This window comes from Mitsuaria sp. GD03876, from assembly GCF_029840635.1.
Taxonomy (GTDB): domain Bacteria; phylum Pseudomonadota; class Gammaproteobacteria; order Burkholderiales; family Burkholderiaceae_C; genus Roseateles.
On the sequence record NZ_JAOCCU010000011.1, the window covers coordinates 89,391 to 112,194 of the forward strand.

Annotated in this window: 20 protein-coding genes and 1 tRNA gene; 10 read left to right on the top strand and 11 right to left on the bottom strand. The window is 69.7% G+C overall.

Annotated features, from left to right (window positions below; translation table 11 throughout):
• Positions 1-129 precede the first annotated feature (129 nt).
• Genes N5D62_RS09095 through N5D62_RS09105 form a run of 3 tightly spaced genes read right to left on the bottom strand, consistent with a single transcriptional unit; the run spans position 130 to position 2,849 of the window.
• Entirely contained in the window at positions 130-1,251 is a 1,122-nt protein-coding gene (locus N5D62_RS09095; protein ID WP_279757395.1) for a chemotaxis response regulator protein-glutamate methylesterase, read from the bottom strand.
• A gap of 47 nt (positions 1,252-1,298) precedes the next feature.
• A complete protein-coding gene (cheD, locus tag N5D62_RS09100; protein WP_279757396.1) occupies positions 1,299-1,970 on the bottom strand; it encodes a chemoreceptor glutamine deamidase CheD in 672 nt (223 codons plus the stop codon).
• Positions 1,971-1,982: 12 nt separating this feature from the next.
• Positions 1,983-2,849, bottom strand: coding sequence for a CheR family methyltransferase (locus N5D62_RS09105; protein ID WP_279757397.1), 867 nt, complete (start codon positions 2,847-2,849; stop codon positions 1,983-1,985).
• Between the two features lie 267 nt (positions 2,850-3,116).
• Here N5D62_RS09105 and N5D62_RS09110 point away from each other — a divergent pair, with 267 nt between their 5' ends.
• From N5D62_RS09110 to N5D62_RS09125, 4 genes are all read left to right on the top strand, one after another.
• The gene (locus N5D62_RS09110; RefSeq protein ID WP_279757454.1) at positions 3,117-3,755 is read left to right on the top strand and encodes a GGDEF domain-containing protein; all 639 of its coding nucleotides are present in this window, start codon (positions 3,117-3,119) and stop codon (positions 3,753-3,755) included.
• Entirely contained in the window at positions 3,752-4,564 is an 813-nt protein-coding gene (locus N5D62_RS09115) for a MinD/ParA family protein (protein ID WP_279757398.1), read from the top strand. The genes N5D62_RS09110 and N5D62_RS09115 overlap by 4 nt, the downstream gene beginning before the upstream one ends.
• A 17-nt stretch (positions 4,565-4,581) precedes the next feature.
• A complete protein-coding gene (locus tag N5D62_RS09120; RefSeq protein ID WP_279757399.1) occupies positions 4,582-5,019 on the top strand; it encodes a group II truncated hemoglobin in 438 nt (145 codons plus the stop codon).
• A gap of 135 nt (positions 5,020-5,154) precedes the next feature.
• Positions 5,155-5,538: a hypothetical protein gene (locus tag N5D62_RS09125; RefSeq protein ID WP_279757400.1), complete on the top strand. Its 384-nt coding sequence runs from the start codon at positions 5,155-5,157 to the stop codon at positions 5,536-5,538.
• A 100-nt stretch (positions 5,539-5,638) separates the two neighbouring features.
• Here the strand turns inward: N5D62_RS09125 and N5D62_RS09130 are convergent, their stop codons facing one another.
• The 3 genes from N5D62_RS09130 to radC all read right to left on the bottom strand — a co-directional run bounded on the left by N5D62_RS09130 (position 5,639) and on the right by radC (position 7,942).
• Positions 5,639-6,307, bottom strand: coding sequence for a hypothetical protein (locus N5D62_RS09130; RefSeq protein WP_279757401.1), 669 nt, complete (start codon positions 6,305-6,307; stop codon positions 5,639-5,641).
• A 292-nt stretch (positions 6,308-6,599) separates the two neighbouring features.
• A complete protein-coding gene (locus N5D62_RS09135; protein ID WP_279757402.1) occupies positions 6,600-7,241 on the bottom strand; it encodes a Smr/MutS family protein in 642 nt (213 codons plus the stop codon).
• Positions 7,238-7,942 carry a DNA repair protein RadC gene (gene radC, locus N5D62_RS09140; RefSeq protein WP_279757403.1) on the bottom strand — a complete coding sequence of 235 codons (705 nt, stop codon included), beginning with the start codon at positions 7,940-7,942 and terminating at the stop codon, positions 7,238-7,240. Before radC ends, N5D62_RS09135 begins: the two co-directional genes overlap by 4 nt.
• A 73-nt stretch (positions 7,943-8,015) precedes the next feature.
• Here radC and N5D62_RS09145 point away from each other — a divergent pair, with 73 nt between their 5' ends.
• The 5 genes from N5D62_RS09145 (at position 8,016) to N5D62_RS09165 (ending at position 11,792) form a co-directional block, all read left to right on the top strand.
• A complete protein-coding gene (locus tag N5D62_RS09145; RefSeq protein ID WP_279757404.1) occupies positions 8,016-8,462 on the top strand; it encodes an FKBP-type peptidyl-prolyl cis-trans isomerase in 447 nt (148 codons plus the stop codon).
• On the top strand, positions 8,462-9,442 hold the full coding sequence (gene ispH / locus N5D62_RS09150; RefSeq protein ID WP_279757406.1) for a 4-hydroxy-3-methylbut-2-enyl diphosphate reductase: 981 nt from the start codon (positions 8,462-8,464) through the stop codon (positions 9,440-9,442). The genes N5D62_RS09145 and ispH overlap by 1 nt, the downstream gene beginning before the upstream one ends.
• 123 nt (positions 9,443-9,565) lie before the next feature.
• The gene (gene serS / locus N5D62_RS09155) at positions 9,566-10,867 is read left to right on the top strand and encodes a serine--tRNA ligase (RefSeq protein WP_279757407.1); all 1,302 of its coding nucleotides are present in this window, start codon (positions 9,566-9,568) and stop codon (positions 10,865-10,867) included.
• 150 nt (positions 10,868-11,017) lie between these two features.
• Positions 11,018-11,105 (top strand) — tRNA-Ser (locus N5D62_RS09160).
• 345 nt (positions 11,106-11,450) lie between these two features.
• Positions 11,451-11,792, top strand: a complete 342-nt coding sequence (locus N5D62_RS09165) for a hypothetical protein (protein ID WP_279757408.1) — start codon at positions 11,451-11,453, stop codon at positions 11,790-11,792.
• Positions 11,793-12,405: 613 nt separating this feature from the next.
• Here the strand turns inward: N5D62_RS09165 and N5D62_RS09170 are convergent.
• The 3 genes from N5D62_RS09170 to N5D62_RS09180 all read right to left on the bottom strand — a co-directional run bounded on the left by N5D62_RS09170 (position 12,406) and on the right by N5D62_RS09180 (position 17,728).
• Entirely contained in the window at positions 12,406-13,434 is a 1,029-nt protein-coding gene (locus tag N5D62_RS09170; RefSeq protein WP_279757409.1) for an acyltransferase, read from the bottom strand.
• Between the two features lie 92 nt (positions 13,435-13,526).
• The gene (locus N5D62_RS09175; protein ID WP_279757410.1) at positions 13,527-14,123 is read right to left on the bottom strand and encodes a PEP-CTERM sorting domain-containing protein; all 597 of its coding nucleotides are present in this window, start codon (positions 14,121-14,123) and stop codon (positions 13,527-13,529) included.
• A gap of 11 nt (positions 14,124-14,134) precedes the next feature.
• Positions 14,135-17,728, bottom strand: a complete 3,594-nt coding sequence (locus tag N5D62_RS09180) for an alpha-1,6-glucosidase domain-containing protein (RefSeq protein WP_279757411.1) — start codon at positions 17,726-17,728, stop codon at positions 14,135-14,137.
• Between the two features lie 243 nt (positions 17,729-17,971).
• On the opposite strand from N5D62_RS09180, the gene N5D62_RS09185 reads away from it, so the two are divergent.
• Positions 17,972-18,709 carry a VacJ family lipoprotein gene (locus N5D62_RS09185; protein WP_279757412.1) on the top strand — a complete coding sequence of 246 codons (738 nt, stop codon included), beginning with the start codon at positions 17,972-17,974 and terminating at the stop codon, positions 18,707-18,709.
• 55 nt (positions 18,710-18,764) lie between these two features.
• Here the strand turns inward: N5D62_RS09185 and N5D62_RS09190 are convergent, their stop codons facing one another.
• Both N5D62_RS09190 and N5D62_RS09195 read right to left on the bottom strand, forming a co-directional pair.
• Positions 18,765-19,739, bottom strand: coding sequence for an aspartyl/asparaginyl beta-hydroxylase domain-containing protein (locus N5D62_RS09190; protein WP_279757413.1), 975 nt, complete (start codon positions 19,737-19,739; stop codon positions 18,765-18,767).
• Positions 19,736-22,804: an efflux RND transporter permease subunit gene (locus N5D62_RS09195; protein WP_279757414.1), complete on the bottom strand. Its 3,069-nt coding sequence runs from the start codon at positions 22,802-22,804 to the stop codon at positions 19,736-19,738. Before N5D62_RS09195 ends, N5D62_RS09190 begins: the two co-directional genes overlap by 4 nt.

The following is a 22,804-nucleotide window of genomic DNA, read 5'->3' on the forward strand; positions in this document are numbered from 1 at the left end:
GACGCTGTTCGCAGCGCTTCTCCGTGCGGGAGCGCGTGGCGGCGGGTTCGAAACGAGGATGTCGACGGCCCGCCAGGCGGGCGGGCCGGGGTGGGGTCAGGCCTTGATCAAACGCGGATCGGAGGCGGATCAGACGCGGTTGAGCGACATGCCGGCCGTGCTGCGCAGCCGCTCGATCAGCCGGGTGGCGATCTGGTGCAGCGGCAGCACCTCGTCGGCGGCGCCGGCGTTGATCGCCTCGCGCGGCATGCCGAAGACGACGCAGGTCGACTCGTCCTGGACCAGGTTGTAGGCGCCGGCGTCCTTCATCGCCTTCATCGCCTTGGCGCCGTCCGCGCCCATGCCGGTCAGCATGATGCCCAGCGCGTTGGGGCCGACGACGCGCGCGGCGGAGTTGAACAGCACCTCCACCGAGGGCTTGTGGCGGTTCACCGGCTCGCCGTCCTGGACGCGGGCGATGTAGTTGGCGCCCGAGCGCTCGACGCTGAAGTGGAAGCCGCCCGGCGCGATGTAGCCGTGGCCGGGCAGGATGCGCTCGCCGTCCTGCGCCTCCTTGACGCGGATCTTGCACAGGCTGTCCAGCCGCGCGGCGTAGCTGCGGGTGAAGCCCGGCGGCATGTGCTGCGTGATGCAGACCGCGGGGCAGTCCGCCGGCAGGTTGATCAGCACGTCCTTGGTCGCCTCGGTGCCGCCGGTGGAGGCGCCGATGAAGATGATCTTCTCGGTGGAGAGCCGGCCCAGGCTCGCGATCGGCGAGGCGGGCTTGAGCGGCGGCGTCGCGCCGCCGGCCGGGGCGGGGGCGCCGGGGGCCGCGGCCGCGCCGGGGGCGGGCGCGTTCAGGCGGCGGATGTGCGCCTTGGAGGCGATGCGGATCTTGTCGGTGATGTCCTGCGCCAGCGCGCGGATGCCGTCGGCCACGCCGATCTTGGGCTTGGCCACGAAGTCCACCGCGCCCAGCTCCAGCGCCTTGAGCGTGACCTCCGCGCCGCGCTCGGTCAGCGTGGACACCATCACGACGGGCATCGGCCGCAGCCGCATCAGCCGCTGCAGGAAGTCCAGCCCGTCCATCTTGGGCATCTCGACGTCCAGCGTGATGACGTCGGGGTTGAGGTTGCGGATCATCTCGCGCGCCGCGAGCGGGTCGCTGGCCGCGCCGACGCACTGCATGTCGGGCTGCCGGTTGATGATCTCGGTCAGGATGCTGCGCACCAGCGCGGAATCGTCGACGACGACGACGGTGGTCTTGGCCATTTCTTCTTACTCCTCGGTACTTCCAGGGCCTGCGGCGCGGGGCTGTCTCAGAACAGGTCGATCGAACCGCCGCTGCTGGCGACGGGCTGGGCGCGCTGCGCCGCGGCCTTGTCCTGCTGCACCAGCGAATCGGTGTTGGTCGGCGCCAGGCGCTTGACCATCGCCTTGCCGCTCCTGGGCAGGAAACACACCTTGCGCGGGTACACGTCCATCACGTCCTTGGACACGATGGGGATGCGCTCCAGCTTCAGGAAGTCGATGACGAAGTTGGTGTTGCGCTCGCCGACGTTGATCGTGTTCATGCCGGAGATCACCGCGCCGCCGCCGAAGATCTTCGCTTCCATGCGGCTCTTGGCGGCGCCGCGCTTCATCATCTCGTTGATCAGCAGTTCCATCGCGAACGAGCCGTAGCGGCCCGAGTCGCCGTGGCCCTCGGGCAGCATGAAGTGGTTCATGCCGCCGATCTGCGCGTGGCGGTCCCACAGGCAGGCCGCGATGCACGAGCCCAGCGTCGTCATGACCAGCAGGTCGTCGTTGTCGACGAAGTACTCGCCGGGCAGCACCTTGACCGCGGCGTTCTTGAAGTGCGCGTCGTAGAAGAAGAACGACGCCTCGCCGTTCTTGCGCGACACCGTCTTGAGCTGGGCCACGCGCGCCGCGCCGGCGCTGGCCAGCGCCGCGCTTTGCTGCATCGCGGAGGAGGCGGAGGGCAGGGTCATGGGGGTGTTCCGTTAAACGCGCTCGTAGATCGTCTTGCCGCGCAGGCGGAAGAGATCGCGGGAATCGGTGAAGTTCTCGGAATGCCCGACGAACAGCAGCCCGCCCGGACGCATCACCTTGTGGATGCGCTCCAGCACCTTGCGCTGCGTCGGGGCGTCGAAATAGATCATCACGTTGCGGCAGAACACGATGTGGAAGGGCTCGCCCAGCGACCACGACGTGTGCATCAGGTTCAGCGTGCGGAACTCGATCATGCGCGCCAGCTCCGGCTTGACGCGGATGCGGCCCTCGTTGGCGCCGGTGCCGCGCAGGAAGAACTGCTTGAGCCGCTGCGGCGACAGGCCGCGCGACTCCGCCGCGTAGACGCCGCGCCGCGCGGTGTTGAGCACGTTGGTGTCGATGTCGCTGGAGACGATCTGGACGCCCGAGCTCGCGCCCAGCGATTCCTGGCAGGTCATCGCGATGGAGTAGGGCTCCTCGCCGGTGGACGCCGCGCAGCACCAGATCCGGATCGGCTTGCCCTGCTGCGCCTTGAGGTCGTCGTGGAGCGAGACGAAGTGGTGGTCCTCGCGGAAGAACGAGGTCAGGTTGGTGGTCAGGCAGTTCACGAACTCCTGCCACTCCTGGTCGCCTTGCGGGCCGCTGACGCTCTCCAGCCATTGGAGGTAGTCGGCGAAGCTGCGATGGCCGGTGTCGCGCAGGCGGCGCGACAGCCGGCTGTAGACCATCGCGTGCTTGCCGTCGTGCAGCGAGATGCCGGCGTGCTGGTAGATCAGCTGACGAACGCGCTCGAAGTCGGCGCGGCTGAAGCTGAACTCGTGATCGATCGCCTCGACCGGCGACGGGGCCGAAGATGAAACCGGTTGACCTTGGCGCATGGGTCTGTTTGGACTTCTTCGAAGTGGAGATGCCGTAGCACCGGATGGCCGCCATTGTCGGCAATCGCTAGTTTGATTGCTATCGGCCCGTTTGATGTGTGAAAGAGGTGGGGGGAACCCCTCTTTTCTGCGCACTCATTCGAGGGGGAAGCCGCTAGACTGCGCCGGAAATTGCCATACCCGACCTTGGACGCTCCGCACAGTCTCATTGCCGCGCACACGCTGCGACTGGACCTGGCCCTGCAGCTGCTGCAGCAGGCCGGGGCGATGCTGCCCGACGCGGAGCCGTACTCGGAAGCCTGGCTGCAGGGCATCCTGGATGCCTTGTGCGACCTCTCGAGCAAGGACGCGCTGACCGGGCTGGTCAACCGCCGCAGCTTCGAGATGGCGCTGGCGCGGGAGGTGGACCGGGTGGCGCGCTCGGGGGAACCCGCGCTGCTGCTGATGCTGGACATCGACCACTTCAAGGCGGTCAACGACATGCACGGCCACGCCGCCGGCGACCTGGTGATCCGAGCGGTCGCCCAGGCGATCGGGCAGACGGTGCGGCCGATGGACACGGTGGCGCGGATCGGCGGCGAGGAGTTCGCCATCATCCTGCCCAACTGCCCCACCTCGGTGGGGGTGGTGGTGGCCGAGCGCATCCGTCAGCGGGTGCAGGCGCTGGCCATCAGCATGGGCAACGGCCAGCCGCCGCTGACCTGCACGATCAGCATCGGCGGGGCCTTCGCGCCGCAGTGGGTGCGGTCGTCGACATTGATCTGGACGGAACGGGCGGACCGCCAGCTGTACCGTGCCAAGGCCGAAGGCCGCAATCGCGCCTGCCTCGAGAGCCATGTGGACTCGCTGGTCAGCGCCGAGGAAAAGGGCATGTTGTTCGCCGTAACGCAACAGGATAGTGAATGAGCATGACAACAGCTCCTGCTGCACCGAGTGCCCGAGGAGGCGCCCGCACCTTGGCCGTCACGAGCGGCAAGGGCGGCGTGGGCAAGACCTTCGTCACCGCCAACCTGGCGGCGGCCCTGGCCGCGCGCGGCGAGCGCGTGCTGGTGCTGGATGCCGACCTCGGCCTGGCCAACCTGGACGTGGTGCTGAACCTGCACCCCAAGCTCACGCTGCACGACGTCTTCACCGAGCGCTGCACGCTGGAACAGGCGGTCCTGCCGGCCCCGGGCGGCTTCCATGTGCTGCTGGCGGGCTCGGGCATGGTCGAGTACTCGCGGCTGACGCCCGACGTGCGCGACAAGCTGCTGCACATCCTGGAGGTGGTGCGCCCGCGTTTCGACTACGTGCTGCTGGACACCGGCGCGGGCATCTCCGACGTGGTGCTGTTCGCGGTCTCGATGGCGCATGACGTGCTGGTCGTCGCGACGCCGGAACCCACCTCGCTGACGGACGCGTACGCCACCATCAAGGTGCTGGCCACGCAGCAGGAGCGCCGCCAGGTGCGCCTGATCATCAACCAGGCCAACCGGCCCGGCGAGGGCAAGCTGATCTGCGGCCAGCTGCAGCAGGTGCTGCAGCGCTTCGTCGGCCCGCAGCCGGGGCAGGCGTTCAAGCTGGAGCTGCTCGGCGAGGTCAAGAACGACACGATGGTCCGGCAGGCGGTGCTCAAGCGCCAGCTCCTGCTGGAACACTACCCCGGCTGCGACGCCGCCCAGGGCATCCGGGGCCTCGCGTCCAAGCTGCTGGAACAATCCGCCGGTCATCCCTGACCGCCGTCTTTCTCCCGATGTCCGATTTCCCCGAGACCGGTGCCGTCGACGGCACCGAGGCCACCCCGACGGGGGCCGCCCCCGCCACCCCGTTCGACTGGGTCGGCGGCGAGGACGCCGTGCGGCGCCTGGTCGACCGCTTCTACGACCTGATGGACCTGGAGTCGCGTTTCGCGCAGCTGCGCGCGATCCATCCGACGACGCTGGACGGCTCGCGCGACAAGCTGTTCTGGTTCCTGTGCGGCTGGCTGGGCGGGCCGGATCACTTCGTCGAGCGCTTCGGCCATCCGCGCCTGCGCGCGCGGCACATGCCCTACCGCATCGGCATCGCCGAGCGCGACCAGTGGATGGCCGCGATGACGCAGGCGATGGCCGAATGCGAGCTCGACCCGGAACTGCAGCGGCGCCTGGCCGCGTCCTTCGCCCACACGGCGGACTGGATGCGCAACGTCTGAGGCCGCCGGTTCGCCTCCCGGCGGACCGAAATGATGTAAACGGCGCGCCCGGCGTGCATATCTGACACTGCGGGGCGTCGTGTCGCAGGGCCGATGAACACGGGGATCGCGGCATCGTCTACTGTCGCGTCCATCATGGAAACCCTGCTCGACGACGATGTGGTCGGCATCGAAGCCAACCCCGACCTGCTGCATGTCCGGATCGACGACGGCCGCCTGTGGCTGTCCGACGATGCCCGCGAGGACATCGAGGTCTGCGCCGGCTACTGCCCCGACACCGACAGTCCCATCCAGATGCTGAACTTCCTGCGCGCGGCCTGCGTGCGGCTGCAGCATGTGGACATGGACGGCGAGGAGGCCGAGCACGCCTTCATGTCGTTCTGTGTGCTCAAGGGCCTGGAGCATGCGATCGAGACCCACTGGCAAGGCGCCGACGCGATCGGCGAGTTCCGGCCCGAGCGGCTGCTGATGGCGTTCACGACGCCGGTCTCGCCCTTCGGCAGCCTGCTGCTGCACTGACGCCGCGGGGACCGCGGCCCTCTCGCGGGGGCCCTCCGACGAACAAGGCGCCGGCCACGCGATGCGTGCCGGCGCCTTTGTCATGGCGGCGTCGCCGGGCTCAGTCCATGCGGAACGCGAAGTCCTGCTGGAAGCGGTTGCCGCCCGGGCAGACGTAGCGCGACTTCAGCGTGCCCTCGATCGCGTTGGAGAACGCGCGCCGGGTGCGGGCGTCCATCGCGCCGCCCAGCGCCTGGATCTGCACCGCCACGACACGGCCGCCCTGGACCTCGGCCACCGCGCGGAACAGCGCCTCGCCGCTCCAGTTGACCGCCGGCATCTCGGGCGCGGCCATCTGGGTGCAGATGGCGCCCGGCGGCTGGACGGCGTCCCGGGCCGGCTTGGCCGGCGGGTCCTCGGTCTTGCGCGTCTCGGCGATCTTGAAGCCGTCGTCGCGCGCTTCGGTCGCCGCCTCGGTCCGCACGACCGGCGGGACGGTCGAGTCGATGGCCACCTCCGGCACGGGCACTTGGATCGCCTTGGGCATCACCTGCGTCGGCGGGGGCGGGACGTCGATCACGACGGGCTCCGGAGGCTTGGGCCGCGGCTCGTCGATCGCGCGCATCTGGATCGGCGGCGGCGCCTCGGACACGTGGCGCTGGAAGCCCTTGACCAGCGCGCCCACCATCAGCAGGTGGACGATCCCGACCAGGATCAGCCCGGCGGCGCGGGCGTTCGGAGCGTGCATCCGGCCGCGGATCCCGGCGGTGGACGACAGTGCGGCGGACATGGACATCGACATGCGTGGTCCCTCCCCATCGTGGCGATGGCGGTGTGTTGCGAAGCCCCCGCTTCGAGGGAAGCGGGAGAGTCGTTGAGAACGGTTCTCGACTACGCCGGCATGGGCGCAGACTAGCCACGCGGGCGCGGCGACGCAATCGCGTGTTCCGGAAAACAACGTGGCGACGGGGAGGGGAAAGCCCGCGTGGCCGCCGCAGGCGCGGGCGACGAAGCTCGACGGTTGAGCTCCGGGAGGGGCCTCGAGAGAAGGCGGGAGAAGGCTGGCCGAGGTCGCGAGACGCTCAGGTCGCGTTTAGCAGGACCATCAGCGCGCCGCTGCCGCCATCGCTGGCGCGGGCCTGGACGAAGGCCAGGACTTCCTGCTTCTGCACCAGCCAGCGGCGCACGCGCGCCTTGAGCACGGGCTCGCGCCCCGGCGAGCCATTGCCCTTGCCGTGGACCACGCGCACGCAGCGCAGGCCGCGCCGGGCGCTGTCGTGGATGAACTGGCCCAGCGCCTCGCGCGCCTGGTCGCGGCGCAGGCCGTGCAGGTCGATCTGCGCCTGCAGCGTCCAGTGGCCGCGTCTGAGCTTGCGCACCGATTCGGCCGAGATCTCCGGGCGGCGGAAGGACAGCGTCTCGTCGGTCTCGAGCAGCGAGTCGACGTCGAAATCGTCCGACAGCGCCTGCTTCCAGGCCAGCCGCTCGTCGAGCTCGCGCTGGCGCGGCTCGGGCTCGGGGCGCCCGGGATGGAGGATGACGCGGTTGGCGTCGGGCAGCGGGATCACGTCGCCGACGGTGCGCTCGAAGATGCGGGCTTCCTGCTCGCGCAGCCGCCCGAGCGCGGCCTCGCGTTCGCGGCGTTCTTCCTCCGCGCGCTGGCGGAGCTTCAGTTCTCGATGCAGCGTCTGCAGGTCTTGCAGGCTGCGCAGGCGGTCGGTCACAGCAGGCCCAGGTCGGTCAACGGTACGGCATCGCCCGCGCCGACGATGAAATGGTCCAGCACCTTCACGTCCACCAGCGCCAGCGCCTGGATCATCACGCGCGTGAGCTGGAGGTCCTCGGGGGAGGGATCGGTGTGGCCGGAAGGGTGGTTGTGGACCAGGATGACGGCGGCGGCGTTCAGGGCCAGCGCGCGCTTCACCACCTCGCGGGGATAGGCAATGGTATGGGATAGGGTGCCCTGGAACAGCGTCTCCAGGGCGATGAGCCGATGGCGGGTGTCCAGGAACATCACGCCGAAGCACTCGGCGCGCAGGGCGTCGTACTCCAGGCGCAGGTAGTCGCGCACGGCGCTGGCGGACTCGAACACCGGCCCGTCGGCCAGCGCGGTCCGCAGCGCGCGCCGGGCGATCTCCAGCACCGCCAGCAGCGTGGTGCGCTTGGACGGGCCGAGGCCCTTGATCCCCTCCAGCGAGGGACCTTCGGCGCGCAGCAGCGCCCGCAGGCCGCCGCAGCGGTCGAGCACCTCGCGCGACAGGCTCAGCACCGGCCGCCCCGGGCGCCCGGTGCGCAGCAGGATGGCCAGCAGTTCGGCGTCGGCCAGGGCCGCCGCGCCGCGCGCGATCAGCTTCTCGCGCGGGCGGGCTTCGGGCGGCAGGGCGGCCAGCGCGTTCGGGACATTCGGGACGGCGAGGACGGTCATGGCGGTGCTCGGAGGAAAGGTCACGGCGCTACAGCCTAAAATCGCCCCTCGTTCCAAAAAATCCCCCTGACTAGTGAACCCCGTCCAACCCGGCTCGTTCCTGACCTTGCATTACCGGCTCAGCGGGCCGGACGGCGAGGACCTGATCAACACCTTCGCCGACAAGCTGCCGGCCACGCTGACGCTGGGCGCCGGCGAACTGGCGCCCGCCATCGAGGCCCGCCTGATCGGCCTGGACGAGGGCACGCACACCCGCATCGAGCTGGCGCCGGGCGAGGCCTTCGGCGAGCGCAACCCCGAGCTGCTGCAGCGCGTCAAGCGCAGCCTGATGCGCGAGCTGGGCGACCCGGACGAGCAATACCACGTCGGCGACGTGGTGCAGTTCCCGACGCCGGACGGCCAGGGCCAGTACGCCGGCGTGGTGCGCGAGCTGGGCGAGGACTGGCTGTTGTTCGACTTCAACCACCCGTTGGCGGGACAGCCCGTCAGCTTCGAGGTGCAGCTGATCGGGGTGCTGTGATGACCGCCATGGACGTGAACATGAAGGACATCGTGCTGGCGGAGCCGCGCGGCTTCTGCGCCGGCGTGGACCGCGCCATCGAGATCGTGGAGCGCGCGCTGAAGAAGTTCGGCGCGCCGATCTACGTGCGCCACGAGATCGTGCACAACACCTACGTCGTCAACGACCTGAAGGCCAAGGGCGCGATCTTCATCGAGGACCTGGCCGAGGTGCCCCCGGGCGCGACGCTGGTGTTCTCGGCGCACGGCGTCAGCCAGGCGGTGCGCCAGGAGGCGCAGGCGCGCGGCTTCCAGATCTTCGACGCCACCTGCCCGCTGGTGACCAAGGTCCACGTCGAGGTCGCCAAGCTGCACCGCGAGGGCTACGAGTTCATCATGATCGGCCACAAGGGCCATCCCGAGGTCGAGGGCACGATGGGCCAGCTCAGCGACGGGATCTACCTCGTCGAGGAGGCGTCGGACGTGCCGCACGTGCGGGTCAAGGACCCGTCCAAGCTGGCCGTCGTGACGCAGACGACGCTCAGCGTCGACGACGCGGCCGAGATCCTGGTCGCCGTGAAGCGCCATTTCCCGCAGATCCGCGAGCCCAAGAAGCAGGACATCTGCTACGCCACGCAGAACCGCCAGGACGCGGTCAAGGTGCTGGCGCCGCAGGTGGAGGTCGTGATCGTGGTCGGCAGCCCGACCAGCTCCAACAGCAACCGGCTGCGCGAGCTGGCCGAGCGCCTGGGCACGCCGGCCTACATGGTCGACGCGGCCGAGGACGTGCGGGCCGAGTGGCTGGACGGCCGCTCGCGCGTGGGCCTGACCGCGGGCGCCTCGGCGCCGGACGTGCTGGTGCAGGCGGTGATCGCGCGGCTGCGCGAGCTCGGCGCGACCACGGTGCGCACGCTCCCGGGCGTCGAGGAGCACGTGCGCTTCCCGCTGCCGATGGGCCTGGGCGACAAGTCGATGGCCGAGGTCACCAGCGGCCGATCTTGATCGCCGCGGCGGCCGCCGCCTTCGGCGCCGCCTGCTGACCCCGCGCTGACCGAGATCCCCCATGCCGCCGCCGCGCCCCCGCTGACGAGGGGTGCCGCGGGCAACGAACACGAAAGACACACCATGCTGGACATCACCCTGCTGCGCAAGGACCTGGACGCCGTCATCGAGCGGCTGCAGCTGCGCAAGAACCCGCAACCGTACCTGGACGTCGAGCGCTTCAAGGCGCTGGAGACCGATCGCAAGCAGCTGCAGATCCGCACCGAGGAACTGCAGGCGCGCCGCAACCAGCTGTCCAAGCAGGTCGGGATGCTCAAGGGCAAGGGCAAGGGCGAGGATGCCAGCGCCGTGATGGCCGAGGTCGCCGGCATCGCCGACGAACTCAAGGCCGGCGCGGACAAGCTCGAGGCGATCCAGCAAGAGCTCAACGCGATGCTGATGGGCGTGCCCAACCTGCCCGACGCCAGCGTGCCGGCCGGCGCGGACGAGACCGCCAACGTCGAGGTGCGCCGCTGGGGCCAGCCGCGCGTGTTCGATTTCGACGTCAAGGACCACGTGGACCTCGGCGCGCCGCTGGGCCTGGACTTCGAGACCGGCGCCAAGCTGTCGGGCTCGCGCTTCGCGTTCCTGAAGGGCCCGGTCGCGCGCCTGCACCGCGCGCTGGCGCAGTTCATGCTCGACATGCAGACGACGGAGCACGGCTACACCGAGTGCTACACGCCCTACATCGTCAACCGCGAGATCCTCGAGGGCACCGGCCAGCTGCCCAAGTTCAAGGAAGACATGTTCTGGGTGCTGCGCGGCGGCGACGAGGAACAGGCGGAGCAGTACCTGATCTCGACCTCGGAGATCTCGCTGACCAACTCGGTGCGCGAGCGGGTGCTGAGCGTCGACGAACTGCCGGTGAAGCTGACGGCGCACAGCCCGTGCTTCCGCTCGGAGGCCGGCTCGGCCGGGCGCGACACGCGCGGCATGATCCGCCAGCACCAGTTCGACAAGGTCGAGATGGTCCGCATCGAGCAGCCCGAGCACAGCATGGCCGCGCTCGAGGAGATGACCGCCCACGCCGAGGCCGTGCTGCAGAAGCTGGGCCTGCCGTATCGCACCGTGCTGCTGTGCGCGGGGGACATGGGTTTCGGCTCGACCAAGACCTACGACCTGGAGGTGTGGCTGCCGGCGCAGAACACCTACCGCGAGATCAGCTCGTGCTCGAACATGGGCGCCTTCCAGGCGCGCCGGATGCAGGCGCGCTTCAAGAGCGCGCAGGGTAAGAACGAGCTGGTGCACACGCTCAATGGCTCCGGCCTGGCGGTGGGCCGGACGCTGGTGGCGGTGCTGGAGAACTACCAGCAGGCCGACGGCAGCATCACGGTGCCGGAGGCGCTGCGTCCGTACCTCGGCGGCAAGGATGTGCTGAAGGCTTGAGGGGGAAGGCGAGGGGTCCGCGCCGCGGGTCCGTGGCGGGCGACATCGGCGGCATTCGCACAACATCGCCGCGGTTGTTGCCAAGCCCTGTGAAACCTCGCTATACTCTTAGGCTTAGTCGCTGACAACCACAGCGAGCGCCGAATACCTGGAGAGGTGGCAGAGTGGTTGAATGTACCTGACTCGAAATCAGGCGGACGGAAACGTCTCGGGGGTTCGAATCCCCCCCTCTCCTCCAAAAAAAGCGTTGCAAATCAACGCACTAAGCCAACCCTAGGGTTGGCTTTTTTACGCCCGCTCGACGTCATTTCCGCATCGTCGTTCCCGCATTTGTCGACGACTTCCGTCGAGCCCGTGCATCTCAGCGGCGCCTCCCAACTCCTGGGGGCCGAAGGCGCCGCCGCAGCGTCTTGTGCACCATTCTCCAGGTCGAGCCGAAGTCGTGATGACTGGCGGCGTGGCACATGGCGTCCCACTTCCAATCTGTCCTGGAATGTTGCCGCAGATCCATAACGAATGGCGTGGCAGAATCCCTTGCCTGAATTATTCGGGCGTTCACTCAATTATTCACACCAGGGACTCCATGAAGCACCTTCTTTCCACCATCTCTAAAGCATCGTTTGCCGTCGCGTGTGTGTTTGCTTGCTCGGCTGCTCACGCAGCGCTGGTTGGCGGCAATGGGAACTGGGTTCAGTCAATCAAAGTTGAATCCGGCTTGATCTATATTTCCTTTGACTATCCCATCGGCGGAACTTGCGGGAACCGGTTGTGGGTTGATCCTGCCACTGCGGCTGGCAAGGCAAATCATGCCACCGCCATGCTCGGGTTCTCCCTTCCAAAGACGGTGCGCGCGCGGGCGTACGAGGAGGCTCAGAGAGTTAACGGCGCTTGCCAACTCTTTGACCTCGAGGTGTCGAATGCCTAAGCAAGCTGGTTACGGCTCGCTGATAGGAAGAATGTTTAAGTCGGCCACGATGCCGTCATTGCTAGTCGCGCTACTAGGTGCCCTGGCAGTGACGCCAGCGAAAGCGCAGAACGCCTGTATATATTCGATGTCTACTGGAATTGCTGGGCCGGTGGAGTACACGCCCGGGGAGGCTAGTACGCTGCGCGTCAACGTTTCGTTGTTCGCTCAGCCTGGCAATCCCATGACAATAGAATGTTTTCCGAGCATCAATCCGATGCCGCTGCGAATATATATTGAGCCGGGGCATCTTCTTCTTGGGAATTTGGATATTTCCGTCGCCAGGCGGCCGGATCCTCTCCATTACGAAATGCGAGGTGCCAATTCGTTTGCATTTCCAAATCTTCCTGTCGGGTCCTATCGGGTGATCGCGGAAGGTTGGGACGATGGAGGCAGCGCGACGATCAGGTTCTTCACGAGGCTGGAGATCGTCCCCATCCCTCCAATTCCTAGGCCGAATCCGGCCAAGAGGGCATTGCAAGCGATCATCCCAATCCTTGACTAGCTTTCAGTTGTAGAGCGTTGAGGCATGTTCAAGGACTCGCGGAGCGAGTCCTTTTTTGTTCGCGCAGGCTCAGCCTGGCCCAGGGCCTGTCAGCGAGTGCAAATGGGCAGGTCGGCGGTGTCGCCGACCCAGGACCGGGGCTTCGACGAGATGCCACAGCGGCACCGCCATTCCGAGCGTCAGAACGACCGCGGCGAACACGCCGCCCCATGGCGATCGCTGGAAGGCGCCCAACTCGATCAGCACTTGCACGATCGGGAAGTGCAGGATGTAGATGCCGTAGGAGAAGTCCCCGTGCTGGCCAAAGTCGCCCACGCTGGGCGCCAAGGCGAAGGCCAGGACTGCGCCGCCGATGGCGATCGGGTACAGCGGGCCGAGGGGCGCGACCTGGTGTGCCAGCAGCAGCGTGGCAGCTGCCGCACCCACCTGCAACAGCCGCGGCTGGATCCACGGCCAGCCGTAGTAGAAGGCGGCGCCCACCATGAAGTACCGCAGTTGGCCTGGCAACTGGTGGGCGAACGGGCTGCGCATCGTCATCGCCCAGAACGTCGACAGCAGGAACACCAGCCCGATGAGCGCGGGTGCGCCGATGCGGCGCTGGGCCATCACCAGCAGCGGCGCCAGCAGGTAGAAGGCGATCTCGATCTTGATGGTCCAGAGCGCGCCGTTGACAGCCGGCACCACATGCGTGTCGAAAACGCCCGGCAGCGTCGGGTGCAGGAAACCCAGCGTCGACAGGTTGGCGCCGAGGTAGGCCCACCAGTCCCGCGTGAAGTAGAAGGCCGGCGCGCTGCTCAGCGGGCCCAGCGCCAGGGCCGCGCCCAGCACCACCAGCAGGTAGCCCGGCAGGATGCGCCGCGCGCGCTTCTCGAGGTAGGGCCAGAAGCCGCGGCTGCGCTCATAGCTGCGCATGATCAGCAGCCCGCTCACGGCGAAGAATGCCGGCACGGCCACCTCGGTCGCCAACGCGTGGCGCGCTGCGAGCATTTGCAGCTCCGGCATCCCCGGCAATTGCCCGGCGTGCACCAGGCAGACCATCATCGCCAGCGTGAATCGGACAAGGTCGAAGTTGTTCCGCTCCGGCAGATCGCGAGTCATTTTTTCTCCCCGTGACGCACTCTAGCGCCTGGGAAGTCGGTGCCATGACCCATCGACGCGTGCGAGGCGCCCAGGCGGGGGAGTCGAAACGGTCAGCCGGTGGCGCCGCGACCCCGACGCACCTGCGCGCCCATCACGCCCAGCCCCAGCAACGCCAGCAACGCGGTCGCCGGCTCCGGCACCGCGGCGGCGGCCGTGACATCGAAGGTCAGGGTGCCGCCCAGCCATTGCCCTTCGGCGACGCCCATCGCGAAGTCCTTGTAGGCCTCGCTGAACTCCACCCGCAGCAGCCCGTCCGCGCCGACGCCCAGGCCCAGTCCTCCCAGGTCCATCGAGCCCGCGTAGCTGCCCAGCCCGCTGGCGAAGTCCGCGCCGCCCGGCGTGAAGGTGACCAGGTCCAGGCCGCTCGAGTTGCCGAAGCTCACCTGCATCTCCGCCAGCACGCTGGGCGAGAAGGCCTCCAGATCCAGGGCCCAGGACAGCGCGTTCAAGCTCGCGTTGGCGCCGACATCGATGAACCAGACCGTGTTGCCGGCTTCCCCGAGCAGGTTGACGCTCTGCGCGCCGGTCACGTCGATGGCGACCGGCGTGGCCTGAGCCGCGCCAGCGGCGAGGCCCAGCGCGGCGATCGCCGCCGCGGCGGCCCAGCCGGCAAGCGGGCGGGAAAGAAGGCGAGCGGGAGTCTTCATGGCGTCGACTTTCATTGAGCGTTGGAAGCAGGGACGACGAACACGACCGCCGTGCGTGCCGGCACGCTGAAGCGGCCGGTGGTCCGGTCGAAGCTGGCCTGGCGGGCGCGCGCGTCCGCCGCCGTGGGCGCCGTGTGCACCGGATGCAGCGCCAGGGCATGGCCGGCCAGCGCGGGAAGGGTCAAGGACTTCTCGACCTTGTCGACGTTGATCAGGTAGACCAGTTCGTCGAAGTTGGCGCCGCGATACCCGGCGCCGTCCACGCGCCCGACCAGCACCGTCGCCTCCTGCGCCGAGCCGGTGTTCAGGAAGCTCAGCCGCGCCTTGATGTCGGCGGCGGAGCGCAGCCGCAGCAGCGTGCTGCTCTTGCGGATGCGCAGCAGGTCGCGGAACGCGTCGCGGGTCCAGGCGATCTCGGCGGCCGTCGGCTTGATCGCCGCATTGGCCAGCAGCGGCCGGGCGAGCGCCCAGTTGTCCGCGTTGTCCCGCGCGGGCGGCAGGCCGACGCCGAAGTTGTTGTCCGCGTACGTCCAGTCCAGCCGGTTGAACCAGTCGCCGCTGTCGTAGCTGTTGCGGTCCAGCGACTTGCTGCGCAACGTGTCCACGCCGGCATGGAAGTAGGCGACGCCCTGGCTGAACGCATTGATCGCGCTGGCCAGGACCTGCACGCGGGCGCGGTCCTCGCGGCTCGTGCCCACCGGCAGCCGGAAGGCGTTGTTGTCGAACAGCGTCAGGTTGTCGTGGTTCTCGACGTAGTTGACGACCTCGCCCGGCTCCAGCACCCAGCCGGCCGGGATGCCGCCGACGTCGATCTGCTCCAGCGGCAGCGTGGCGTCCCAGCTCGTCTGCATCTGGAAGCTGCGGATCGATCCGGCCAGCGCCGCGCGGATCCGGTCGGCCTGCCACATCAGCTCGCCGCGCGTCTGGTTACCGTTGCGGCCGTTGCCGTCGTAGAAATAGCCGTTCACGTAGCCCTGGCTGGCGACCAGCGCGTCGCCCGCGTCGCAGCAGCCGCCGCCGCGCACCGCGTCGCGGATCAGCGGATTGAAGCTGCCGATGCCCGAGCCGTTGAGCGACAGCATCTCCGCCTGCACGAAGCGCGCGCCGTTGGCGACCTCGCCGAAGTTCCAACCCTCGCCGACGATCTGCACCTCGCGGCCGGCCGCCGCCTGCACGCGCGCCTTGAGCGCCTCGATGACCCCGCGCGGGTGGTGGCCCATGATGTCGAAGCGCAACGAGCTGATGCGGTAGTCGCGGGTCCAGGTGACCGCCGAATCGATCATCAGCTTGGCCATCATCCGGTTCTCGGAGGCGGTGTTCTCGCAGCAGGTCGAGCGCTCGATGCCGCCGGCGGCGTTGTAGCGGTAGTAGTAGTTGGGCACCACCTTGTCGAGCACCGAGTTCGCGTTCTGGCCCGACGCGGCGGTGTGGTTGTAGACCAGGTCCATGCCCACGCGCAGGCCCGCGGCGTTGAGCGCCTGCACCATGCGGCGGAACTCGACGACGCGCGCCACCGGGTCGTTCGCGTTGCTCGCGTAGCTGCCTTCCGGCGTCGAGAAGTGCTGCGGGTCGTAGCCCCAGTTGAAGCAGTCGGTCGCGGCCGTCGCGGCGACGGCGGCCTGCTGCGTCTCGCCGTCCGGCGCGCCGGCGGGCGAGGGCGTGACGCAGCCCTTCTCGTTGACGCTGGTGAAGTCGTAGGTGGGCAGCAGGTGCACGTCGGTCAGGCCCGCCGCGGCGAGCGCCGCCAGGTGGCGCATGCCGTTGGAGCCGGCTTCGGCGAAGGCCAGGTACTTGCCACGCCTGGCGGCGGGCACGCTCGCGTCGTTGATGGAGAAGTCGCGGATGTGGAGCTCGTAGATGCTCAGGTCCGACGGCGCGGACACGGTGGCCGGCGGCGCGCCGCCGTCCCAGCCGGGCGGCTTGGTCGCCGCGGCGTTCAGGTCCATCACCACGCTTTGCTGGCCGCCCAGCGTCACGCCCAGCGAGTAAGGATCGGCCACCAGGTTGCTCACCAGGCCGACGCCCTTGACGAAGACCTGCACCTGGTAGCGGTAGGTCGCGCCCTGCAGGCTGCCGGCCTTGGCCAGGCGCCACACGCCGGTGGCGTCGTCGCGCGCCATCGGCTCGGTGGTGGTCCGGGTCAGCGTCGAGCCCGGGATCGGCGCGGTCAGCACCAGCGACACGGTCTGTGCCGTCGGCGCCCACACCGCGAAGCGGGTCGAGCCGTTGGCGACGACGGCGCCGAGGTCCGGCACGTCGGCGGCCGCGGCATAGAGGTCGTCCAGCGCGCCGGCGATCTGCGCGGTGGTCGCGTTCTGGACCTTGCCGGCGGCGTCCTCCTGCACCAGCACCAGTTGCTGCCGGTGCAGCGCGGGCAGGCGGGCGACGTCGGCCGCGCGCACGGTGAAGACGGCGCCGCTGCCGACGTACTTGAAGCGCAACGCGTCGGCGTCCGGCACGCTGCCGCCGAACGCGTCCAGCGTGAGGAAGCCGTCGGCGCCGCGGACCGGCGCGTCGGCGGACACGCCGATCTGCCCGGTCGCCGAGTGATAGAGCCGCACGGTGCCCGCGGCGGCGACGCGCGGCCACTTCACCAGCGTCTTGTTGAGCCACACGGCCCGCGCATCGGTGCTGGAGACCTGGCGCAGGTCCGGCGGCGCGGTGTAGACGGTCGCGTCGCGCTCGACGAGCCACACGTGGCCGACCCGGTTCTGCACCGTCAATGCGCCGAACTCGACGCGGATGTTGTTGTCGCGGCCGTCCTTGTCGTTCTCGTTGGGCGGCATGCCGTGGACGATGAACTCCAGCCCCTTGCGATTGGCGTCGCCCTGCGGGTTCAGCACCGGGATGTCGAAGACGACCTCGCCGTCGCCGACCGCGTAGCCGGGCATCGCGCTGAGCGCGACGGGCTGGCCCCATTGGTCGATCGCGACACCCGCGGGCAGGGCGGACACGTCCAGCCCGCTGCCGTTCCACAGGTGCAGGCCCCAGGCGGCGTAGGCGCCGTCGAAGCGCTTGTAGTGCACGCGCACCGTGCTCAGGTCGGGCGCGGCCAGCAGCAGCGGATTGCTCGCGTAGTTGGTGCCGTCGCCCTGCAGCCGCCAGATCTCGTTGGCGCCGGCCTGCAGCACCAGGCTCTGGTCGGCGCCGCCGTTGTCCTTGTCGTCGCCCTTGTGGAACAGGAATCCGACCGTGCCGCTGGTCGCGGCGAGCGGCACGTCGTAATAGACGCCGAAGTCGTCGCTGCCGGCGGCGTTCCAGCCCGCGTTCCAGGCCGGGCTGCTGGCCGCGTTCCAGGTGTGGATCTGCCAGCCGGTGGCGTTGCCGTCGGCGCGGCGGTAGTGCACGCGCAGCGAGGTGGCCGGCGCCTCCGGCGTGGCCGCCGCCGCCGCGCGGGCCCGCCCGCCGGTCGCCGTCGCCGGCACGCCCGCGAGGAGGAGGGTGTCGCCGTCGCCGGTCGCCGCGGCGCCGGCCTCGGTGGCCTGCGGCTTGGCGGCGCCGGTCTCGCCGCCTCCGCAGGCCGCGAGCAGTCCGCACAGCCCGATCGCCAGGGCGCCCATCACGCTACGCGCGGTGCGCGTCCAACCGTCCGTCCAAGCCTGCATGTCCGAGCCCTCCTCGAAAGTGGGCGGATGCTAGTGAAGTAAAACTACATGCGATACGTGGTGAAATCCCCAATCACTCGGAGGATGCAGGCGATGCGTCAGTGATTCGAGGGACGTTTCAGAGGAATTCCGGAGATTTGAATGTAGTTTTGCTCCGTGTTTCGCGTGAGGGTGGTGGTAAGGACCCGGAAAGTCGACCCGCCGCACGATGCCGGCGCTCCATCCCGGAGCAGGAGCCCTCTCATGTCGACCCTCGCTTCCCTGGCCGGTGCCCGCCGGCCCGCCTCGCCGCTCGCCCCGGCCGCGCTGCTGGCCGCCGCGCTGCTCGCCGGCTGCGCCACGCCGCAGAACCCCGATCCGCTGGAATCGGTCAACCGCAAGACCTTCGCGCTCAACGAGGGCGTCGACAAGGTCGTGCTCAAGCCGGTGGCCACGGTCTACAAGGCGGTGCTGCCGACGCCCGTGCGCACCGGCGTGTCCAACTTCTTCTCCAACCTCGGCGATCCCTGGTCGGGCGTGAACCTGATGCTGCAGGGGCGCTTCAAGGCCGGCTTCTCGGACTTCGCCCGCTTCGGCACCAACTCCACCGTCGGGTTGCTGGGCGTCATGGACGTCGCCACCGACTGGGGCCTGCCGCGCCACGGCGACGGCTTCAGCGACACGCTGGGCGCCTGGGGCGTCGGCGGCGGCGCCTACCTGGTGCTGCCGATCTTCGGACCGTCCGACCTGCGCGGCACCGCCTCGATCCCGGTCAACAGCTTCGGCAACCTGGCCGGTTACCTCGACGACGCCGGCGCCCGCAACGCGCTGATGATCGTGAACATCGTCGACAAGCGGGCCGGCATGCTCGAGCTGACCAAGACCATCGACGAGATCGCGCTGGACAAATACCTGTTCGTGCGCGACGCCTACCTGCAGCGACGCACGCAGCGCGAGACGGAACGGTCGGCCAAGCCCGCGCCCGCGGACGGCCCGACCTGATCCTCGCGATCCGGGGCCCCCGCGCGATCGGGGCCCCGGGTCCGGCGCGGGCCGGTCAGGCGGCGACGGCCTCGAGCGCCAGCAGCATCCCGTAGAACGCCGCGGCCAGGCCGCTCAGCAGGCTCGAGTTCAGCAGGAACTTCAGCGCCCGGTAGGTGCGGCGGCGCTCGGCGCGCAGCTTGAGCGAGCGCTCGCGCCACGGCGCGAGCCGGACGAACAGCGCGCTGAACACGCCGCGCCGGTCCTCGTCGGTGTTGGGCACGACGGTGCCCCGCGCGATCCGCAGGTACAGCGCGTGCACCAGCCGGCCCGGCAGGTGCATCGGCCGGTCCACGTCGCACATCAGGATCAGGCGCGGGCGGTCGCTGTCGTTGAGCGCGCGATGCGGGTAGGTCTCGTCGAAGACGAAGTCCTGGCCGTCGCGCCAGACCATCGTCTGGTCGTCGACCTGCAGCCGGCAGGCGTCGCCGCCGGGCGTGTCCAGGCCGAGGTGGTAGCGCAGCGAGCACGCCATCGGATCGGCATGCAGCGACAGCTCCGCGCCCGGCGGCAGGATCGAGAACATCGCGCCGCGGACCTGCGGCAGCCGCGCCAGCAGCTCGACGCTGCGCGGGCACAGCCGGCGCGCCGAGGCGTGCGTCGTCCCGTACCAGTTCAGGTAGAACTTGCTCCAGCCGCGCTTGTAGAAGGTGCGGAAGCCCACGTCGTAGAAGCCGGCCGAGCCCGGCGCCTTGGCGGCCTCGAAGGCGCCCGAGGCCTCCAGCGCCAGCGCCTCGTCGCGCAGCACGCGCCAGTGCTCGCGCAGCAGCCCGACCTGGTCGAGGTAGTCCGCCGCGATCACCGGCCGGCGCGCCCAGGCCTTCGTCGACAGGTACATCAGGCAGTTCAGCGGCGCGAAGACGGGCCAGCTCTTGCGCAGGTACTGGGTGAAGCTGTCGTAGCGCGCCTGGCCGCGCCAGCGGTAGACGTAGGCGACGCAGCCCGCCGAGTAGACGAGGGCGGCGGCCAGGCCGAGGAGAGGCAGACTCATGCGAAGGCTTTCTTGACGCGGACGATCAGGTCGTCGACCAGACTGTAGACAACGGGTATGACAAGCAGGCTGAGGGCGGTGGAACTCAGCAGGCCCCCGATCACGACGATGGCCATCGGCACGCGGAAGCTCGGATCGCCGACCAGGCCCAGCGCCACCGGCAGCATGCCGGCGCCCATCGCGATCGTCGTCATGACGATCGGCCGCGCGCGCTTGCGGCAGGCGTCCACCAGCGCCTCGGCCCGGGGGAGGCCATGATCGCGCCGCGCCAGGACGATGTAATCGACAAGCAGGATCGAGTTTTTCGTCGCCACGCCCATCAGCATGATCAAGCCGATCATCGAGGGCATCGACAGCGACGAGCCGGTGACCCACAGCGCCAGCATCGCGCCGGGCAGCGACAGCACCAGCGCGATCAAGAGCGTCAGCGGCTGCACGAAGTCGTCCAGCAGCAGCGCCAGCACCAGGTAGATGCACAGCACGCCGGTGACCATCGCCATCGCGAAGCCGGCCGTCATGTCCTCCATCTCCTCGGCGTCGCCCAGCGCCCCGAGCGCGATGCCGCGCGGCAGGTCCTTCAGGCTGGGCAGCGCCAGCGCCTCGCGCTCGATCTCGCCCAGCGGCCGGCCGCCGGCCTCGACCTCCAGCGTCACGGTGCGCCGGCGGTCGCGGCGCTGGATCTCCACCGGGCCGCTGTCCAGTTCCAGCGACGCGACGTGCTCCAGCGCCACCGGGCCGCGCGCGCCCGGCACCGGCAGGCGCCGCAGCACGCCCAGGTCCTCGCGGGCGCTGTCGTCCAGGCGTACCCGCACCGGCACCTGGCGTTCGCCGAGGTTGAGCTTGGCCAGCGACTGCGCGTAGTCGCCCACGGTGGCCACGCGCAGCGTCTCGGCGATCGCGGACGAGGAGACGCCCAGGTCGCCGGCGCGCGCGAAGTCGGTCCGCACCCGCAGCTCCGGCCGCGCCAGGCTGGCGGTCGACTGGACCGCGCCGACGCCAGGCAGCGCGCGCAGCTCGCGCTCGACGCGCTGGGCGTGGCGCTCCAGCGCCGCCGGGTCGTCGCCGGACAGCGCCAGCAGGTAGCTGTCGCCGGAGCCGCCCTGGCCGACCTTGACGCGCACGCCCGGCACCGCGGCCAGGCGCTCGCGCAGGTCCGCCTCGATGCGCTGCTGGGTGAGGCCGCGCGGCCGGTCGGCGCGGGGCGCCAGCGTGAGCGTCAGCACCGCGGTCCGGACATCGGCCCCGGCGCCGCCGCCGTCGCCCGGGCCGTCGCCGCCGGTGCCGCCGACGCCGATGGCGGTGAACACGCCGCGCACCTGCGGATGCGTGGCGACCAGCGTCCGTGCCTGCTCCGCCGACGCGACCGTGGCCGCGAGCGGGCTGCCCGGCGGCAGCGTGATCGTGATCTCCGACCGGATGCCGTCGTCGGCCGGGATGAAGGTCGTCGGCAGCAGGACGGCCACGCCGAGGCCGACCGCCAGGAAGGCGGTGGCAGCCGCCACCGTCACCGCGCGACGGCGCAGGCACCAGCGCGCCAGGACGAGGTAGCGGCTCACCCAGACGGGTTCGGCGTTCGCCTCGCGTTTCGGCGGGCGCAGCAGGTAGGCGGCCATCATCGGCGTGAGCAGGCGCGCCACGACCAGCGAGCACAGCACCGCGCCGGCCGCGGTCCATCCGAACTGCACGAAGAACCGGCCGACGGTGCCGCTCATGAAGGCCGTCGGCAGGAACACCGCGACCAGCGTCAGCGTCGTGGCGATCACCGCCAGGCCGATCTCGTCGGCCGCCTCCATCGCCGCCTGGTACGGCGTCTTGCCCATCAGCAGGTGGCGCTCGATGTTCTCGATCTCGACGATCGCGTCGTCCACCAGCACGCCGACCACCAGCGACAGCGACAGCAGCGTGACCGTGTTCAGCGTGAAGCCCATCGCGTGCATCAGCGCGAAGGTCGGAATGACCGACAGCGGCAGCGCCGCCGCCGCGATCGCCGTGGCGCGCGCGTCCCGCAGGAACACGAACACCACCAGCACCGCCAGCGCCGCGCCCTCCAGCAGCAGCCGCATCGAGCCGTCGTGGTTCTCGACGATCTGGTCGGTGAAGTCCAGCGTCTCGACCAGCCGCAGCTCCGGATGGTCGGCGCGCAGCCGCGCCATCGCGCGGCGCACGCCCTCGGCCACGTCCAGCTCGCCGAAGCCGCGGGCCCGCATGACCTGCAGGCCCACCGCCGGCCGGCCGTCCACGAGCGCCGCGGTGCGCGGCTCCGCGACGGTGTCGGCCACGGTGGCGACCTGGTCCAGGCGCACGCGCCTGCCGTCGCCCAGCGCCAGCTCGATCGCGCCGATCTCCGCGGCCGTGCGCACCGTGCCGATGGCGCGGATCGACTGCTCGGTGCCGCCGAGGTCGACGCGGCCGCCGGCGCCGTCCTGCTGCGTCTCGCGCAGCCGGCGCGAAATCTCGGCGGCGGTCGTGTTCAGCGCCATCAGCCGCCGCGGATCGAGCGTGACGCGCACCTCGCGGTCGACGCCGCCGACGCGCTTGACCTCGCCCACGCCCGGCACCGCCAGCAGCGCCTTGGCGGCCTCGTTGTCGATGAACCAGGACAGCGCCTCGGTGTCCGGGTCCCGCGCGGTGACGGTGTAGGTCAGCAGCGGACCGCCGACGACCTCGACCCGCTTGATCACCGGATCGCGCAGGTCGGCCGGCAGGTCGCCGCGGACGCGGGACACCACGTCGCGGACGTCGTCCAGCGCCTGCGCGGTGGGGATCTCGAGCCGGAACTCGAGGGCGATCTCGGCGCTGCCGTCGGTCAGCGTCGTCGACTGGTGCTTGAGGCCGGGGACGGTCGCGAGCGCGTCCTCGAGCTTGCGCGCCACCTCCGTCTCGAGTTGGGACGGCGAGGCGCCGGGCAGCGACGCGGTGACGGACACGCGCGGCAGGTCGACATCGGGGAAGTCCTGCACCGGCAGGGCGGGGAAGGCCATCGCGCCCAGCACCGTCAGCAGCACGAACAGCAGGATCGCGGGCGAGGGATGGCGGATGGACCAGGAGGAGACGTTGAAGCGCAT